The organism is Aeromonas sp. s5 (assembly GCF_040907865.1).
In the GTDB taxonomy this organism is placed as follows: Bacteria; Pseudomonadota; Gammaproteobacteria; order Enterobacterales; family Aeromonadaceae; genus Aeromonas; species Aeromonas dhakensis.
This window is the reverse complement of sequence record NZ_JBFOCO010000014.1, coordinates 35819-51066: the sequence shown is the minus strand read 5'-3', so window position 1 is coordinate 51066 and position 15248 is coordinate 35819. Positions and strand designations below refer to the sequence as shown.

Sequence of the window (15248 nt, the reverse complement as noted above, 5' to 3'; positions counted from 1 at the left end):
TTCCAATGATACTGTTTAGTGACTTGTCATAAATAATCCGGCGATTGTGTGCGGGCTTGTTTACCACCGCTGTTTGCATTGTTAACATGATCACACTTTTTTGACGTCTCCCCGTTTTGGTGCGTCATTTATCACCTCGTATAGGCAGGGCATTGCTGGTAAAACTCGACACGCTGGTGGCGCGCTACGACGACATCAATCGTCTCAAGACGCAGCGGGCGTTAGGTCTCATGAGTCGCTACGGGCAGCAGGTCTTCCAGCTGTTACCCGTCATGCTGCACTTCAATCACCCCCTGCTGCCCGGTTATGTGGCGGGGGATGTGCCGCACGGCATCTGGAGTTTTACCGCCAACGACGCCCAGCAGGCCTTCATCGAGGATCTCTGCCAGAACGCCAACTGCCAGAACGGCCTCACCACCCATGACAAGTCGATCCAGGGGCTCTACTCCATGGGCAGCACCTCGTCCATCGGTCAGTGCTGCCATTCGGATCTCGACATCTGGGTCTGCCATGTGGCCGGTCTGTCGCAGGAGCGGCTCGCACTGCTGGATCTCAAGTGTCAGCAGCTCTCCAAGTGGGCCGAGCAGCGGGGGGTCGATCTCAACTTCTTCCTGATCCCCGAGGACAAGTTCCGCCAGCGCAACGACGCCCAGATGCAGGGGGAGAGCTGCGGCAGCGCCCAGCACCTGCTGCTGCTCGACGAGTTCTACCGCAGCGCCATGCACATCGCCGGCAAGCGGTTGCTCTGGTATCTGGTGCCGGCCGAGTATGACGATCACTACGACGACTACGTCAACGGCCTGTTTGCCCACGGCAAGCTGAGCCAGGATGACTGGCTCGATCTGGGGGGCTTCAACCGCATTCCGGCCGAGGAGTACTTCGGCTCCGCCCTCTGGCAGCTCTACAAGGGGATCGACTCCCCCTACAAGGCAGTGCTCAAGTCGGTGCTGATGGAGGCCTACTCCCACGAGTACCCCAACACCCGCCTGCTGTCGGTGACCAGCCGCGACTGGTTCCAGCACAACGAGGGGATGCACTACCGGCTCGACAACTACTGCCTGATGCTGGACAAGGTAACCAACTACCTCAAATCCATCGGCGACATGCAGCGGCTCGATCTGGTGCGCCGCTGTTTCTATCTCAAGGTGTGCGACGGCCTGAGCCATCCGAAGGAGGATCACTCCCCGGCCTGGCGCCGCGAGCTGATGACCCAGCTGGTGGACTACTGGGGCTGGAGCCGGGAGCGGCTGCAGCATCTGGATCACCGCCAGGAGTGGAAGGTGGAGGACGTCAAGGTGGCCTACGCCGAGCTGCTGGAGGCCCTGATGCAGAGCTACCGCAACCTCATCCAGTTTGCCCGGCGCAACAACATCAGCGAGTCCATCAACCCGGAAGACATCGGCATACTGTCGCGCAAGCTCTATGCCGCGTTCGAGAGCCTGCCGGGCAAGGTGCAGCGCATCAACCTCAAGATAGCGCCGGACTTGAGCGAGCCGGATCTCAGCTTCGTGCAGGTGCCGCACGGCCGCCTGAACCGCGCCGGCTGGTATCTCTACAAGCATTCGCTGGAGCCGGTGGACATCATCGGCCGGGCGCCGCTCGAATATAACGGCTACATCAGCAAGCTGGTCTCCTGGGCCTATTTCAACGGTCTGCTGACGCCCCAGTCCCGGGTGCACCTGTTCAACCAGGGCTCGGATCTGCACATCGACAACCTGCACCAGTTCTGTCGCGATCTCTCCGGCACCTTCCCGGTCAAGTATCCCCGTGCCACCAACCTGGCCCTGAGCCGGCCGTGCGAAATTCGCCAGCTCTCCATCTTCCTCAACCTGGAGACGGACCCGACCAGCCACTGGGTGGGTCAGGTGATCGAATTCGACGCCAACGCCGCCGACGTCTTCTCGTTCGGCCGCAACCTGGAGTGTCTGGTGGGGTCGGTGGATCTGGTCTATCGCAACTCCTGGAGCGAGATCCGTACCCTCCACTTCCAGGGGGACGAAGCCGTGGTAGACGCCCTCACCACCATACTCGGCAAGATGCACCAGGATGCCGCCGCTCCCGAGATGATAGAGGTGTTCTGCTACAGCCAGCACTTCCGCTCCCTGGTGCGCAGCCGCTTCCAGCAGTTGGTGGCCGAGTGCATCGAGCTACGTCTGGCCCGCGACAAGCAGCAGCTGGTCAAGACGCTGGCGCTCGGCAAGGAGAAGTACGGCATCTTCTTCGAGCGGCGCGGGGTGTCGGTCAAGAAACTGGAGAATGCGGTCGACTTCTACCGCCACATCTCCCACAACAAGCTGGATCACCTGCCGCTGCGGCTCGACAAGACCCACAGCCAGCACCTGCCCGGCATCGTCGACGCCTACGCCAGCGAGGGGCTGGTGCAGTTCTTCTTCGATACCCGGGACGCGGGCACCAACATCTATATCCTGGACGAGGCGAACCGGGTGGAGATCTACCAGCACTTCGCCGGCAACAAGGATGAGCTGGTGCAGGGGGTGAACCGTTTCTACACCTCCAGCCACGAGCGCTTCAGCGACGCGGGCCAGTTCAGCAACTTCAACCTGCCCCAGTACTACGAGATAGTGCAGATCAATGGCGAGCTGGAGGTGATCCCCTACCGCAGCCAGGGTCAGTTGCGTGACGGTGGCCAAGGGCGCGAGCTCGGTTCCGCCGCAGGCGCGGGGTAGGGCTGGGGCCGGTCCGGCGTGCGCGCAAGCGCCCTGGTCTAGGCCCCCTGCTGCACAGGATCATCGCCCATATCGAATGAAAACGGCCTGCATCTGCAGGCCGTTTGGCTATCCGCGGTTGACTCAGCCCGCGAGGCGGGCCAGCAGCCACTGGCGGATGTCGTCGAGCTGCGGGCGGCAGATCTCGTGGCGCATGGGGTACTCGTGCCACTCGGGGGAGAGCCCGGCCGCTTCCAGCCGGTTCTTGGCGTCCCAGCCCATGGAGAGGCTCACCACGTCGTCATAGATGCCGTGCATGTAGCAGATGGGCAGGTCGCGGGCTGCCTCGCTCATCTCGCCAAGCAGGGCGTCGGGCGCCGCCAGGTAGGTGGACATGCAGAGCAGGCCCGCCAGGCGCTGCGGCAGGCGCAGGGCGGTGAAGGAGGCAATCACGCCCCCCTGGGAGAAGCCGGCCAGCACAATGCGCTCGGGGGCAAAGCCCTCGGTCACCAGTTGCTCGATCAGCGCGGCGATGCGGGCCGCAGACTCCCTGACGTGGGACTCCACGGCGCGATCCGCCGGATCCTCGAAGCTTCTGATGTCGTACCAGCCGCGCATCTTGTAGCCCATGTTGATGGTGATGGGCCGCTCGGGCGCATCGGGCAGCAGGTGACGCACTGGCAGGTCGGCGGGCAGGGCCAGCGCATCCACCAAGGGGGCCAGGCCAGCGCCGGAATCCCCCAGCCCGTGCAGCCAGATCACCGCATGACGGGCATCGGCAGGGTGCAGATCGATCATGGGAACTGGACGGGCTCGCCCGCCTGGGAGCTACAGGCCTGGCTCAGCAGGGTCTTGAGCTCGTGGCCGAAGCGGTTGTCGATCCAGCTCTCCCCTTGCAGCTCGAAGTGGAAGCCGTTCTCGCGGGTAGCGACCCAGATCTGGTGCAGGGGCTCCTGCTTGTTGATGATGACCTTGGTCTTGTTCTCGAAGCTCAGGGTCAAGACCCCGCCAGCGCGTTCGCAGTCGATATCCGGATACCCCTCGTCGATGGTGTCTTCCACATACTGGAAAAAGGCGTCGGTCAGGGCGTGATACTCATGATCCTTCATCGGTTTATCCTGTTGCTTTTAACAATGTGAGTGCGATTATAGAGGGCCAAAAATTTTTTCGCAGCGAACCATTATGATTACCCAGCTTACCAAGTGTCTGCTTGCCACTCTTCTGTCTCTTGGTTTGGCCGCGTGTGGCCTGACGGGACCGCTCTACATGCCACCCCCCGAGCAGCCCCAGACCCAGAGTACACCGCAAGCACAGACGCCTGCGACCGCCGAGGCTGCCCCAGAGGCCGCGCCGCACTAATTTAGGAAGGAACCGCCCCCTTGGATCACTTTAACTACGACGCCGACGGCCAGCTTCAGGCCGAACACACCTCGCTGCAACAACTTGCCGAGCAGTATGGCACCCCGCTGTACGTCTACTCCCGCGCCACCCTGGAACGTCACTGGCACGCCTTCGACAAGGCGGCGGGCGATATCCCCCATCTGATCTGCTACGCGGTCAAGGCCAACTCCAACCTGGCGCTGCTCAACCTGCTGGCCCGCCTGGGCTCGGGTTTTGACATCGTCTCCGGCGGCGAGCTGTCGCGGGTGCTGGCGGCGGGCGGCGATCCGGCCAAGGTGGTCTTCTCCGGCGTCGCCAAGAGCGAGGCCGAGATGCGCCTCGCGTTGGATAAAGAGATCCTCTGCTTCAACCTGGAGTCGGAAGCCGAACTGGAGCGTCTGAACCGGGTGGCGGGCAGCATGGGCAAGAAGGCCCGGGTGTCGGTGCGGGTCAACCCCGACATCGACGCCGGTACTCATCCCTATATCTCCACCGGCCTCAAGCAGAACAAGTTCGGCATTCCCATCGAGCTGGCGCCCGCCATCTATCGCAAGGCGGCGGCCATGGCCAACATCGAGATCGTCGGGGTGGATTGCCATATCGGCTCGCAGCTCACCGAACTCAACCCCTTCATGGAGGCGGCCGACAAGCTGCTGCGGCTGATCGACGGCCTGGCGGCGGAAGGCATCCACATTCACCACCTGGACGTGGGCGGGGGGCTGGGGGTCAACTATGGCGCCGAACAGCCACCCCATCCCAGCGAATATGCCGAGGCGCTCAAGCAGAAGCTGGCGGGCCGGGATCTGACCCTGCTGTTCGAGCCGGGCCGTGCCATCGTCGCCAACGCCGGCGTGCTGCTGACCCGGGTCGAGTACCTCAAACCGGGCGAGAGCCGCAACTTCGCCCTGATCGATGCCGGCATGAACGATCTGCTGCGCCCCTCGCTCTACGGCGCCTGGATGAACATCATCGAGGTGGACAGCCGCGCGAGCCACAAGCAGGCGGTTTACGACGTGGTCGGCCCGGTCTGCGAGACCGGTGACTTCCTCGGCAAGGAGCGCACTCTGGCGATCGCCGAGGGCTCCTTGCTGGCGGTGCGTTCCGCCGGTGCCTACGGCTTTACCATGTCCTCCAACTACAACACCCGTCCGCGCGCCGCCGAAGTGCTGGTGGACGGGGCGCAGTCGTTCCTCATCAGAGAGCGCGAGCAGTTGGCGGATCTCTGGCGCGGTGAGCATTTGCTGCCCTGATGGTTGATGGATTTCTCTAAGCGTTCCTCCGGGTGAGAGCGTGAACAAGGGTACAGGAACGCACGATGTTGATAGATTTTTCCAAGATGCACGGCCTCGGGAACGACTTCATGGTGGTGGATGGCGTCACCCAGAAGGTGTTTTTCAGCAATGACGTCATCAAGAAGCTGGCGGATCGCCACTTCGGCATCGGCTTCGACCAGCTGCTGCTGGTGGAGCCGCCCTATGATCCCGAGCTCGACTTTCACTACCGCATCTTCAATGCCGATGGCAGCGAGGTGGAGCAGTGCGGCAACGGTGCCCGCTGTTTCGCCCGCTTCGTCCGCCTCAAGGGGCTGATCAACCGGGATCGCATCGCGGTGAGCACGGCGCGCGGCCGCATCGTGCTGCAGCTGGAGGGGGAGAACCAGGTCACGGTCAACATGGGAGTGCCCCAGTTCGAGCCGGGCAAGATCCCGTTCCGGGCCCAGAAGGCGGAAAAAACCTACCTGCTGCGGGCCCAGGAGCATACTGTGATGTGCGGGGCCGTCTCCATGGGCAATCCCCACTGCGTTATCGAGGTGCCCTCGGTGGCCGATGCGCCGGTGGAGACCCTGGGTCCCATCATGGAGCGCCATGAACGCTTTCCCGAGCGGGTCAACGTCGGCTTCATGGAGACGGTCAACGCCAGCGAGATCAAGCTGCGGGTGTTCGAACGCGGGGTGGGCGAGACGCTCGCCTGCGGCACCGGCGCCTGTGCCGCCGTGGTGATCGGCATCAGCCAGGGCAAGCTCAAGGAGCGGGTCACCGTCACCCTGCCGGGTGGCAAGCTGACCATCGCCTGGAAGGGGCCGGGTCAGCCGGTCTACATGACCGGGCCGGCCGAGCACGTGTTTGACGGCCAGATAGAGTTATAGGTACGGGCGGGGAGCCCCCGCACTGCCAAGCACTAATGTCGGGGCCCTTGGCCCCTTTTTCGGATGGACCAACCAAGTTATGAGCGAACTCAAACGGCAGGAACCACTGGTGGATGAAGCCACAGTGCTGGAGTACCTGGCCCGTTATCCCGAGTTTTTCCAGCGCCACGCGGCCATGCTGGACCGGATCCGCATTCCCCATGAACAAAAGGGCGCCATCTCCCTGGTGGAGCGCCAGCTTGACCGCCAGCGCGAACGCATCGAGCAGCTGGAGCAGGAGATCACCGAGCTGATGGGGATTGCCAGCGAGAACGAGCGGATCTTCCGGGTCTATGCCGATCTCTACGGCGAGTTGTACGGCTGTCAGAGCCTGTTCGAGGTGAGCGCCGTGATGGGCAAGGCGTTCGTGCAGCGGCTGCGACTGACCGGCCTGCGGCTCTGGCTCAGCCCGAAAAAATTCCAGCTGAGCGGCCCCGAGCAGAAGTTCATGGCGGAGGGCAAACAGCTCGAACAGCTGCTGGGTCAGCGCCTGCCTGGGCAGGATTATTACTTCGGCCGGCTCAACCAGAGCGAGAAGCAGGCATTGTTCGGTCACGACGTGCTGGTCAACTCGGTGGCCCTGATGCGGCTTGGCGATCTCGGCGTGCTGGCCTTCGCCAGCTCGGATCCGAGTCACTTCACTCCCCACAACGACACCCTGCTGCTTGGTCAGCTCGGCCGCCTGCTGCAGCTGCGCCTGCCCGAGCTGGCCCGTGGCTAAGGCGCCGGCCAGCCCCTCCACCAAGGCGGCGCCTGCCGCCGAGCCCCTTCCGGCCGCGCTGGCGGGGGAGCTCGCGGCCTTCATCGAATACCTGCGGGTCGAGCGCCAGCTCAGCCCCCACACCCGCAGCAACTACCAGGCCCATCTGGAAGCCATGACCGCCGAGCTGGTGAAGCTCGGGGTCGATGACTGGGCCCGGCTCGAGGCGAGCCAGGTGCGCAGCCTGGTGACCCGGATGCACAAGGCCGGGCTGGCGCCCCGCTCGCTCGCCACCAAGGTCTCCGCCCTGCGCAGCTTCTGCGACTGGCAGGTGCGCCAGGGGCGGCTGGTCGCCAATCCGGCCCGCGGCATCGTCACCCCTAAGCAGGGGCGGCCGCTGCCAAAGAACCTGGACGTGGACGAGATGTACCAGCTGCTCAACATCACCGACGAGCAGGATCCGCTGGCGGTACGGGATCGCGCCATCATGGAGCTGATGTACTCCTCCGGCCTGCGCCTCGCCGAGCTGGTGGGGCTCAATCTGGCGGACGTGAAGCTCGACGAGCGCCAGCTCAGGGTGACCGGCAAGGGCTCGCGGGAGCGGGTGCTGCCGGTGGGGCGGATGGCGGTGGAGTGGCTGCAAAAATGGCTCAAGCTGCGCCCGCTGCTGGCCGGCGACGAGCAGGAGGCTCTGTTCGTCTCCAAACGCCGGCAGCGCCTGTCGGCCCGCTCGGTGCAGGAGCGGCTCGACGGCTGGGGCAACAAACAGGCGCTCAACGCCCATGTCCATCCCCACAAGCTGCGCCACAGCTTCGCCACCCACATGCTGGAGTCCTCCGGCGATCTGCGGGCGGTGCAGGAGCTGCTGGGGCACGCCGATCTCTCTACCACCCAGATCTACACCCACCTCGACTTCCAGCACCTGGCCAAGGTGTATGACAGCGCCCACCCACGGGCGAAGCGGGATCCCGCTACCCCGGACGACGAATGACGGGGGCCGGGTAGCCGGCCCCGACAAGAGGAGAGACCATGCAGTTCTATCGCCGCTGGCAGCCGGTGGCCGCCATCTCGTTTGACCTCGACGACACCCTCTATGACAACGGCCCGGCCATCGAGCGAGCCGAGCAGTGGATGCTGACCCATCTGCGCAGCGAATACCTGGCCACCGCCATGCTGGACAGGCCGCGCTGGCTGGAGCTCAAGCGCAACCTGCTGCTGGAACAACCGGCGCTGCGCGACGACGTCAGCCTGGCGCGCCGGCATGGCATCCAGGCCGCGCTGATGGCGGGGGGCATGACACAAGCGTTGGCAGAGCGTGAGGCGGCGTCGGTGTTTGCCGGCTTTCTGGCCGAGCGCTCGAAGATAGAGGTGAGCGACCAGACCCATGCCCTGCTGGCCCGGCTGGCGGCACGCTACCCGCTGGCAGTGATCACCAACGGCAACCTGGATCTGGCCCAGGCTGGCCTCGCGGATTACTTCACCCTGGTCTGCAAGGCTGGTCTTGGCAGCAGGATGAAGCCGGCGCCGGACATGTTCGTGCAGGTGCAAAAGGCTCTGGGGCTCGCCCCCGACCGCATTTTGCACGTGGGGGACCACCCGCAGACCGACGTGCTGGGGGCCCGGCTGCACGGCTTCAAGGCCGCCTGGCTCAATGAGCATCAGCAACCCAGAGAGCAGCTGCAACTGTTGCCGGACGTGGAGCTGGCCGCGCTGGGCGAGCTGGCCGACCTGCTGCTCTAGTCAGACCTCAACAGCCGCCAGTTCACAGCCGACATGCATTCCTTGTCGGCCGCTCATTCACTGTTGGTCGAAACCGTCACACGGTCATGCCGGAGCGGTCACTCACTGCGGCAAATCAGACCACGGAGATCGTAAGGGGCGGGCTGGTTGACCCGGCAGTAGCCTAACCCGGCGGGCAGCGCCTGTTGCAGGGTGATGGCCGTTTCCTGGTAGTGGCAGACCAGATAGAAGGGGCGCGGATTGTGGCGATCCAGGCTCCAGTAGTGGATGGCGTGGCTGTCGCCGTTGTCCGGCTTGAGCTGGGCGCGCTCGTCGGGGTCGCCGTCGAACAGGGCCAGGTTCTCCAGCCGGTGGCGAAGAGGCTGGTGCTGCTCCCCTAGCTCGTTGCGGGTGACGGCCTGCCACCCCTGGGTCGTGCCCAGCAGTTGCTGGCGGGTCTCGATGGTGGCGGGGCAGTCAAATTGCAGGGTGGCGCTCAGGGCCAGCGCGGTCAGCAGCATGAAACACGTCTCGAATGGAAAGTATGGGCTCCCATGCTACGTCATCGCCCGCCAAACAGCGCCATCAGTTTGTCCAGCAGATCCCGTGGCGGGGCGATCTGCTTCATGGCTTCTGCCTCCCGCGCCAGCAGCTCCTGCTGCTCCTGCTGACGGGCACTCAACACCTTGTAGAGCGGCTCGAGCAGGGAGCCACGCTGGGCCACCAGCTCCTGGAACATGGCCTGATTGATACGATAGGTTTCGACGGTCCCCTGGGCCCGCACCGTAAACGGGCTGGGCTCGCCGGTGAGCAGGCTCAGTTCGCCGAAGAAGTCGCCGGCATTGAGGGTGCCGAGCGGCAGCTCGCGCCCCTCCACCTCCACCAGCATCTGGGCATCCCCCTTCACCAGCACGAACAGCCAGCCGGAGACCTCCCCCTGGCTCAGCATCCGATCACCGTTGACGAAGGGGGCGAACTTGACCTGATCCGCCAGCCGCAGCAGCTCCTCCTCCTGCAGCATGGCGAACAGCGGCAGGCGGCGCAGGGTGTCGGTCCGCTCGGCGGTATGGCGCTTGTGGCGCTGATCCTTGTGATCCTGATCCGAGGTCATGAAGACGTTGAAGATGGGCGGGGTGAGGCGCCGGTCGTTGCGGCGCAGGGCGGCATCGATCAGGGTGCGCACCGCCGAGTCGGTGGGGTCGTCCACCGCCAGATCGGTGAGCCAGTAGCGCACCGCGTAGCGGGCGATACCGTTCTCCACGTTCATCAGCAGGCAGTCCGGTTGCGGGCTGGCGGAGACGTTGCGGATGCGGGTCTCCCGCAGTGAGTGTTCCACCAGGGCGATGATCTGGGTGGGCAGGGTGTCCAGGGTGATGTCGAACCAGACCCAGCGGCGCCACTGCAGGGGGGCGTCGCGGCGCCGCCCGAGCACGGTGAAACGCTGCTTGAGCAGGTGGCTGTTGGGGATCACCACCGTCTCCCAGTTGCGGGTCTCTATGGTGGTGGCGCGCCAGTTGATCTCCACCACCCGGCCCTGGGTGGTCTCTACTTGCAGCCAGTCGCCGATGGCGATGGAGTTGTCGAGCTGGATCGAGACCCCGGCCAGCAGGTTGCCCAGAGTGTCCTGCATGGAGAAGGCGATGACGGCGGTGATGACGGCGGAGGTGGTGACGATCTCGCCGAGGGCCATGCCGGAGGCGTAGAGACGGAACAGGCACCAGCCGATGTAGCCGACCGTGATGACGATGTCGGCGATGATGCGCGGGATGCGGATCTGGCACAGGGGCAGCAGAAACTGGAACAGCAGGATCCCCCAGATCTTCACCAGCACCAGCCCGGCCAGCAGGCTGGAGATCTCCACCAGCCAGTGGCGGGGCAGGGGCAGGCGAAACCAGCCGCCTTCGAGCTGGATCAGCAGGATCACCACCAGGCTTATCATCACGAAGCCGAGCTCGCTCACCAGCTCACGGCGGCGACCCGGGCTGCGCAGGAAATGGGTGAAGAGCAGGAACAGGGTCAGCAGGGTCCAGAACGGGTGGTCGCCAATCCACAGCAGGGTAGGTAGCGCAACGAGGTTATCGCCAAACATAGCAGCCCCTTATCATTGGTTATTTCCAGCATAGTTGGTTTCAATCCGCTAAATGGATGCGGGGTCGAGGCAATTTCTTTATGCTGGGCACCTGTCTGACAAGGGAGTGGAGCGCGTGCGCAAGTGGAGCAAGGTGGCCTGGATTGCCGGGGCCTGGCTGCTGGTGGGTTGTGATCAGCTGGCCGACAAGTATCGGGTCGAGTTTCGTGATGGATCCTGGCGCGAGATCGCCATCACCCCCTTTTCAGACGAGGCGCGCTGGCGCGAGGGGTGTGCCACCGGCGAGGTGCTGAGCGACATGACGCTGCCGCTCAAGCGCGGCAAGACGGTCAACGGCCGCGAACAGCTGCTGATCGGCGGCGAGCTGTTCGAGCTGGACGACAACGCCCTCTATCGCAGCAACGGCATGGTGTTTGGCCACACGCCGGATCACATCCAGCGCGGGCTCAAGGGAATGGATGTGTGCCGTACCCTGCGCCCGTCTCGCGGTGCGCTGCCCAAGCTCAAGGCGCGCGGGTTCGGCGACTAGCCGGCGTCGTCAGACGCCGCTCAGGCGGGCCCGGCAGGCGTCGCCAAAAGCCTCGAAGATCTTGATGGAGTGAGGGTTCTGGCTCGCCTTCCACTCCGGATGCCACTGCACCGCCAGCAGGAAGGGGGAGAGGGCGGGGGCGTGGATAGCCTCGATCAGCCCGTCTTCGGCATGGGCCAGCGGCACCAGTCCCTTGGCCAGCGTTTTGATCCCCTGGCCGTGCAGCGAGTTGACCGGGATCGATGGCTGTCCCATCAGCTCCGCCAGCCAGCTGCCCGGCACCAGTGTCACCTGATGGCTCTCACCATACTGGTCGTCCACCGGATCGTCCGCATCCTCCCGATGATCGTCATAACCCGGCTCGCTGTAGACCTTCTGGTGGATGTCTCCCCCCAGCGCCACGTTGATCTCCTGCATGCCGCGGCAGATGCCGAGGATCGGCAGGCCGCGGTCGAGGGCGGCGCGAACCAGCGCCATGTCGAACAGATCCCTGTCTCTGTCTTGCTGCTTCTCCGGGGTGAGGTTCTCCTGGCCGTAGAGGGTTGGATCTATGTTGGATCCGGCGCCGCTCAGATAGACCCCATCCGCCAGATCCAGATATTGCGCCAGATCCTCGGTGCCGCAGCAGGTGGGCACCAGCAGGGGGACGCAGCCGCTGATCTCTACCAGCGGCTGAATGTATTTGTGGGTCATCACCTGATAGGCGTGCCCATTGCGGGGCTGGGCGCCCATGGTCATCAGTACGACGGGTTTACGCGGGGTGTGGCTGCTGCGAGTCATGATTCACCTTGGCTGTCCTTAGCGGTCCTGCGCCTTGGGCAGACCCTTGCCGGCGCAAGGGCATGCCTCAAGGCATGGTCGTGGGATCGGGGTCGTGCCGCAGTACCAGAATCGTCGGTCAGCCTGGGCAACGACAGCCTGGATCCTGATCCCAGTCTGCCAAGGCCGTTCAATATGTCAAACGAAATGATGCTAAAATGTTAAATATATTCTGCGCTCGGCTGGCTTGAGTCCCATTGAAAGGGGGCTGTAGCGAAGGGGAAGCGAGGGAAGGGTATTGTCGTGGTGGATATATTAAACATGTGGCCCCGTAGCCAGACAGACCCGGACAGCAAAAGGGGCCCGCAGGCCCCTTGTCGACTCAGGCGTTCAGGATGAAATGTTCGATCACCTGGGCGACCCCGTCTTCATCGTTGCGCCCCGTGGTGTGCTGGGCCAGCGCCTTGATGTCGTCGGTGGCGTTGCCCATGGCCACCCCCAGCCCGGCGTACTCGATCATGTGGTGATCGTTGCCCGCATCCCCCACCGCGATGACCTGGGAGGCATCCAGCCCCAGGTGCTCGGCCAGGGCGGCGACGCCGGTCCCCTTGTTGCTCCGCTTGTTCATGAACTCGAGGAAGTAGGGGGCGCTGCGCACCACGGTATAGCGCTGGTAGAGCTCGGCCGGCAGTTTGGCGATGGCGGGGGAGAGCAGCGGCTCGGGATCGATCATCATCACCTTGAGGATCTGCTCGTCGGCGGGCAGGGTGGCGAAGTCCAGCAGCTTGATGGGCATGTCGATGAGGCGGGATTCGTGCTCGGTGTAGGGGCTGACCCTGGGGCTGATGAGCCCTTGGCTGACAGAGAAGCCGTGCACGTTGACGCCCAGCTCGTCGGCCAGGGCGGCGATGGCGCTGGCGTCGCTGCCGGTGAGCAGCTGGCTGCGGATGATGCGCTGATCGGCCACCTGCTGCACCAGGGCACCGTTGTAGCAGATGACGTAGTCATCCTGGCCGGTGAGGCCGAGCTCGGCCAGATAGCGGCTCATCCCCTCCAGCGGGCGGCCGGAGGCCAGCACGACCGTGACTCCCCTGGCGCGGGCGGCGGCGATGGCCGCATGGGTGCGGGGGGAAATCTGGCCCTGGGAGTTCAACAGGGTGCCATCCATATCCAATGCGATCAGCTTGTACATCTCTCACTATCCTGCAGTCTGGCTGGCCCGCACTATGGGGCCAATGGGAGAGGGAGTGTAGCGAAATTCACCGTCCGGATCACGGCCGGAGGTGTACGACGGGGGCGGCGCCGCTCACTTGTGGGGTTCGTAAGGGGTCAGCTGCAGCTGATCCTCGCGGATGGCGAAGTGGATGGGGCCGTGCTCTATGTCGACCCGGTAGTGGTGGTGGGCCATCTCCACCTCGACCCCGGGGAAGGCGTGCTGGGTGGCGATGATGTCCATCTCCGCCATCAGTTTCTGCAGCTCCTCCTGCGCCGCCTCCAGCTGCTCGTCGAGCTGCTTGCTCTCCTCGAGGCGCTGGACCCGGATCAGTTTGATCTTCTGCAGGGTCTGGGGATTGCGCCTGTCGCTCGGCAGCTGCAAGAGCTTGAGCAGCAGATCCTGCAGCTTGTCCAGCTGCTCCCGGCACTCCTGCTTGCGCTGGCGCAGCGCCTGCTCCTGCTCCTTGTGGGTGAAGTAGCCACCGAGGATCTGCAACCGGGTCTGGTTGTGGGCCGAGGCCCCCAGGATCGGCGCCATGATGAGGCGGTTGGCGATGCTGATGCCCCCCAGCAGGTGGCCCTTGCGCATGGCGCTGTCGCCCACCTTGAGGTCCTGGCCGCTGCGGCTGTAGCTGTGGCTGAGCTGGGTCAGGACGTGGATGTCGCCGCCGGCCTCCAGCTTGGCGTACTGGGCATAGCTGGCGTGGATCTCCCCCTGGGCGTTGAGGTGGCAGAGGTACTCGTTGCTCTGCTCCAGCTTGCGGCCGATGACGCCGTTGCGCACCGTGATGGTGCCACCCGATTCGATGTAGCCCCCCTCCACGAAGCCGCCGATCACCACGTCACCGCTGGTCTTGACCTTCATGCCGGGGGTGACGTCTCCCGCCACGATCAGCGCCCCCTCGAAGATGATGTGGCCGTGGCGGATATCCACCTGCTTGACGCTCAGTACGTCGTCCACCTTCATGCCGCTCTTCTCCTGGCGGGGCAGGCCCGGGCGGCTGGCCAGCAGCAGATTGGGATCGTCCGGCGAGATGAAGGTGCCTTCGCCGGCCACCATGGGGCTCTCCTTGCCATGCTTGGCGGGCAGCTCCTGGCCGGTGACGGTGAAGCCTGGTACGCCGGTGGTGGCCGGGTGGCGGCGCATCAGCTGGGCGCCGGCCTTGACGGTGAGCATGGTGCCGAGGTCGCGCATGTCGACCCGGCCGTGATCCAGCTCCTGGGGCTTGAGAATACGCTCGGCCGGGGTCTCCACCAGCCGCTCGAAGCGGGTGTCCTGACCGTTGACGGCGGCCTTGCCCTGCGCCACCGGCAACCTGAGCAGGGTGCCTGGCGTCGCCTCCTTGGCCGCCAGCACGGCGGCGGCGATGAGCTGGGGTTGCACCCCCTGCTTGATCTCGCTGGCCTGGATCGCCTGCTCCAGCTGTTCGCTGGTGAGGTATTTGCCTCCCCAGTCGGCGGTGATCTGGGCGGTGGCGCTCATCCGGTCCTTCTCCACCAGCAGCAGGACGCTGGCATCGTGGCGCTGGGCGATGGGCACCGGATTGCCGGGCAGGGGGGCGGCAGGATCATTGAACAGGGTGTTGAGCAGGCTGATGGCCTGCTTGATCCCCTCCGCCAGCGGCTGATAGCGGCGGCAGTTGGAGGCCAGCAGCAGGGCCTGGATATCGTTTTCCGAGATGGGTTTGGTCAGCCCCGGCGCGATGCGCAGGCAGGCGTATTCCATATCGGCTGACAACAGTAACCACTCTGTGCTTAACACCGGATCCCTTCCCTCGCTGGCATCCCTGTCGGGACGGCTGCCTGTTTCCAGTTAATCGGCATCTTGTTAAAAATGCTGATGATCAACATAGTGCTGGTCTGCAGTATCCAGACATTTCTCCTTTTTGGTCAATGAGCTAAGCACAAATGGGTGAACTGGAGCGAGGAAATGAAAAGTAACAGCGAGTATGCTGACGGCACCGGGAGTCCGTCTGCAGGCCACCACTGGCCGTCGCCCACCGCGA

At 64.3% G+C, this 15248-nt stretch carries 15 protein-coding genes; 8 read left to right on the top strand and 7 right to left on the bottom strand.

Annotation, left to right across the window (positions count from 1 at the left end):
* The first annotated feature begins 152 nt into the window (after window positions 1–152).
* The gene (locus tag AB5Y94_RS09570) at window positions 153–2687 is read left to right on the top strand and encodes a class I adenylate cyclase (RefSeq protein WP_010635310.1); all 2535 of its coding nucleotides are present in this window, start codon (window positions 153–155) and stop codon (window positions 2685–2687) included.
* Between the two features lie 123 nt (window positions 2688–2810).
* On the opposite strand, the gene AB5Y94_RS09565 is transcribed toward AB5Y94_RS09570, so the two are convergent.
* Both AB5Y94_RS09565 and cyaY read right to left on the bottom strand, forming a co-directional pair.
* A complete protein-coding gene (locus AB5Y94_RS09565; RefSeq protein WP_124250105.1) occupies window positions 2811–3464 on the bottom strand; it encodes an alpha/beta hydrolase in 654 nt (217 codons plus the stop codon).
* Window positions 3461–3775, bottom strand: coding sequence for an iron donor protein CyaY (cyaY, locus tag AB5Y94_RS09560; RefSeq protein ID WP_005308252.1), 315 nt, complete (start codon window positions 3773–3775; stop codon window positions 3461–3463). Before cyaY ends, AB5Y94_RS09565 begins: the two co-directional genes overlap by 4 nt.
* A 73-nt stretch (window positions 3776–3848) precedes the next feature.
* On the opposite strand from cyaY, the gene AB5Y94_RS09555 reads away from it, so the two are divergent.
* The 6 genes from AB5Y94_RS09555 to AB5Y94_RS09530 all read left to right on the top strand — a co-directional run bounded on the left by AB5Y94_RS09555 (window position 3849) and on the right by AB5Y94_RS09530 (window position 8671).
* Window positions 3849–4025, top strand: a complete 177-nt coding sequence (locus AB5Y94_RS09555) for a lipoprotein (protein WP_115599465.1) — start codon at window positions 3849–3851, stop codon at window positions 4023–4025.
* A gap of 20 nt (window positions 4026–4045) precedes the next feature.
* Window positions 4046–5296: a diaminopimelate decarboxylase gene (lysA, locus tag AB5Y94_RS09550; RefSeq protein ID WP_201989551.1), complete on the top strand. Its 1251-nt coding sequence runs from the start codon at window positions 4046–4048 to the stop codon at window positions 5294–5296.
* A 65-nt stretch (window positions 5297–5361) separates the two neighbouring features.
* Window positions 5362–6192: a diaminopimelate epimerase gene (gene dapF / locus AB5Y94_RS09545; RefSeq protein ID WP_005308255.1), complete on the top strand. Its 831-nt coding sequence runs from the start codon at window positions 5362–5364 to the stop codon at window positions 6190–6192.
* 79 nt (window positions 6193–6271) lie between these two features.
* The gene (locus AB5Y94_RS09540; protein ID WP_017779784.1) at window positions 6272–6952 is read left to right on the top strand and encodes a DUF484 family protein; all 681 of its coding nucleotides are present in this window, start codon (window positions 6272–6274) and stop codon (window positions 6950–6952) included.
* Window positions 6945–7922 (top strand): tyrosine recombinase XerC, encoded by a 978-nt coding sequence (xerC, locus tag AB5Y94_RS09535; RefSeq protein WP_017786029.1) that lies wholly within the window; start codon window positions 6945–6947, stop codon window positions 7920–7922. Before AB5Y94_RS09540 ends, xerC begins: the two co-directional genes overlap by 8 nt.
* Before the next feature lie 38 nt (window positions 7923–7960).
* Window positions 7961–8671 (top strand): HAD-IA family hydrolase, encoded by a 711-nt coding sequence (locus AB5Y94_RS09530; RefSeq protein ID WP_368205408.1) that lies wholly within the window; start codon window positions 7961–7963, stop codon window positions 8669–8671.
* A 98-nt stretch (window positions 8672–8769) separates the two neighbouring features.
* Here the strand turns inward: AB5Y94_RS09530 and AB5Y94_RS09525 are convergent, their stop codons facing one another.
* A complete protein-coding gene (locus tag AB5Y94_RS09525; protein WP_017783687.1) occupies window positions 8770–9171 on the bottom strand; it encodes an STY0301 family protein in 402 nt (133 codons plus the stop codon).
* Between the two features lie 41 nt (window positions 9172–9212).
* The gene (locus AB5Y94_RS09520) at window positions 9213–10739 is read right to left on the bottom strand and encodes a mechanosensitive ion channel family protein (protein WP_043171504.1); all 1527 of its coding nucleotides are present in this window, start codon (window positions 10737–10739) and stop codon (window positions 9213–9215) included.
* Window positions 10740–10854: 115 nt separating this feature from the next.
* On the opposite strand from AB5Y94_RS09520, the gene AB5Y94_RS09515 reads away from it, so the two are divergent.
* Window positions 10855–11268, top strand: coding sequence for a hypothetical protein (locus tag AB5Y94_RS09515; RefSeq protein WP_017783688.1), 414 nt, complete (start codon window positions 10855–10857; stop codon window positions 11266–11268).
* Between the two features lie 9 nt (window positions 11269–11277).
* On the opposite strand, the gene AB5Y94_RS09510 is transcribed toward AB5Y94_RS09515, so the two are convergent.
* From AB5Y94_RS09510 to AB5Y94_RS09500, 3 genes are all read right to left on the bottom strand, one after another.
* Window positions 11278–12048: a gamma-glutamyl-gamma-aminobutyrate hydrolase family protein gene (locus tag AB5Y94_RS09510; protein ID WP_043171506.1), complete on the bottom strand. Its 771-nt coding sequence runs from the start codon at window positions 12046–12048 to the stop codon at window positions 11278–11280.
* Window positions 12049–12409: 361 nt separating this feature from the next.
* On the bottom strand, window positions 12410–13219 hold the full coding sequence (gene yidA / locus AB5Y94_RS09505; protein ID WP_005308272.1) for a sugar-phosphatase: 810 nt from the start codon (window positions 13217–13219) through the stop codon (window positions 12410–12412).
* A 114-nt stretch (window positions 13220–13333) separates the two neighbouring features.
* Window positions 13334–15004: a DUF342 domain-containing protein gene (locus tag AB5Y94_RS09500; protein ID WP_368205407.1), complete on the bottom strand. Its 1671-nt coding sequence runs from the start codon at window positions 15002–15004 to the stop codon at window positions 13334–13336.
* Between the last annotated feature and the right edge of the window lie 244 nt (window positions 15005–15248).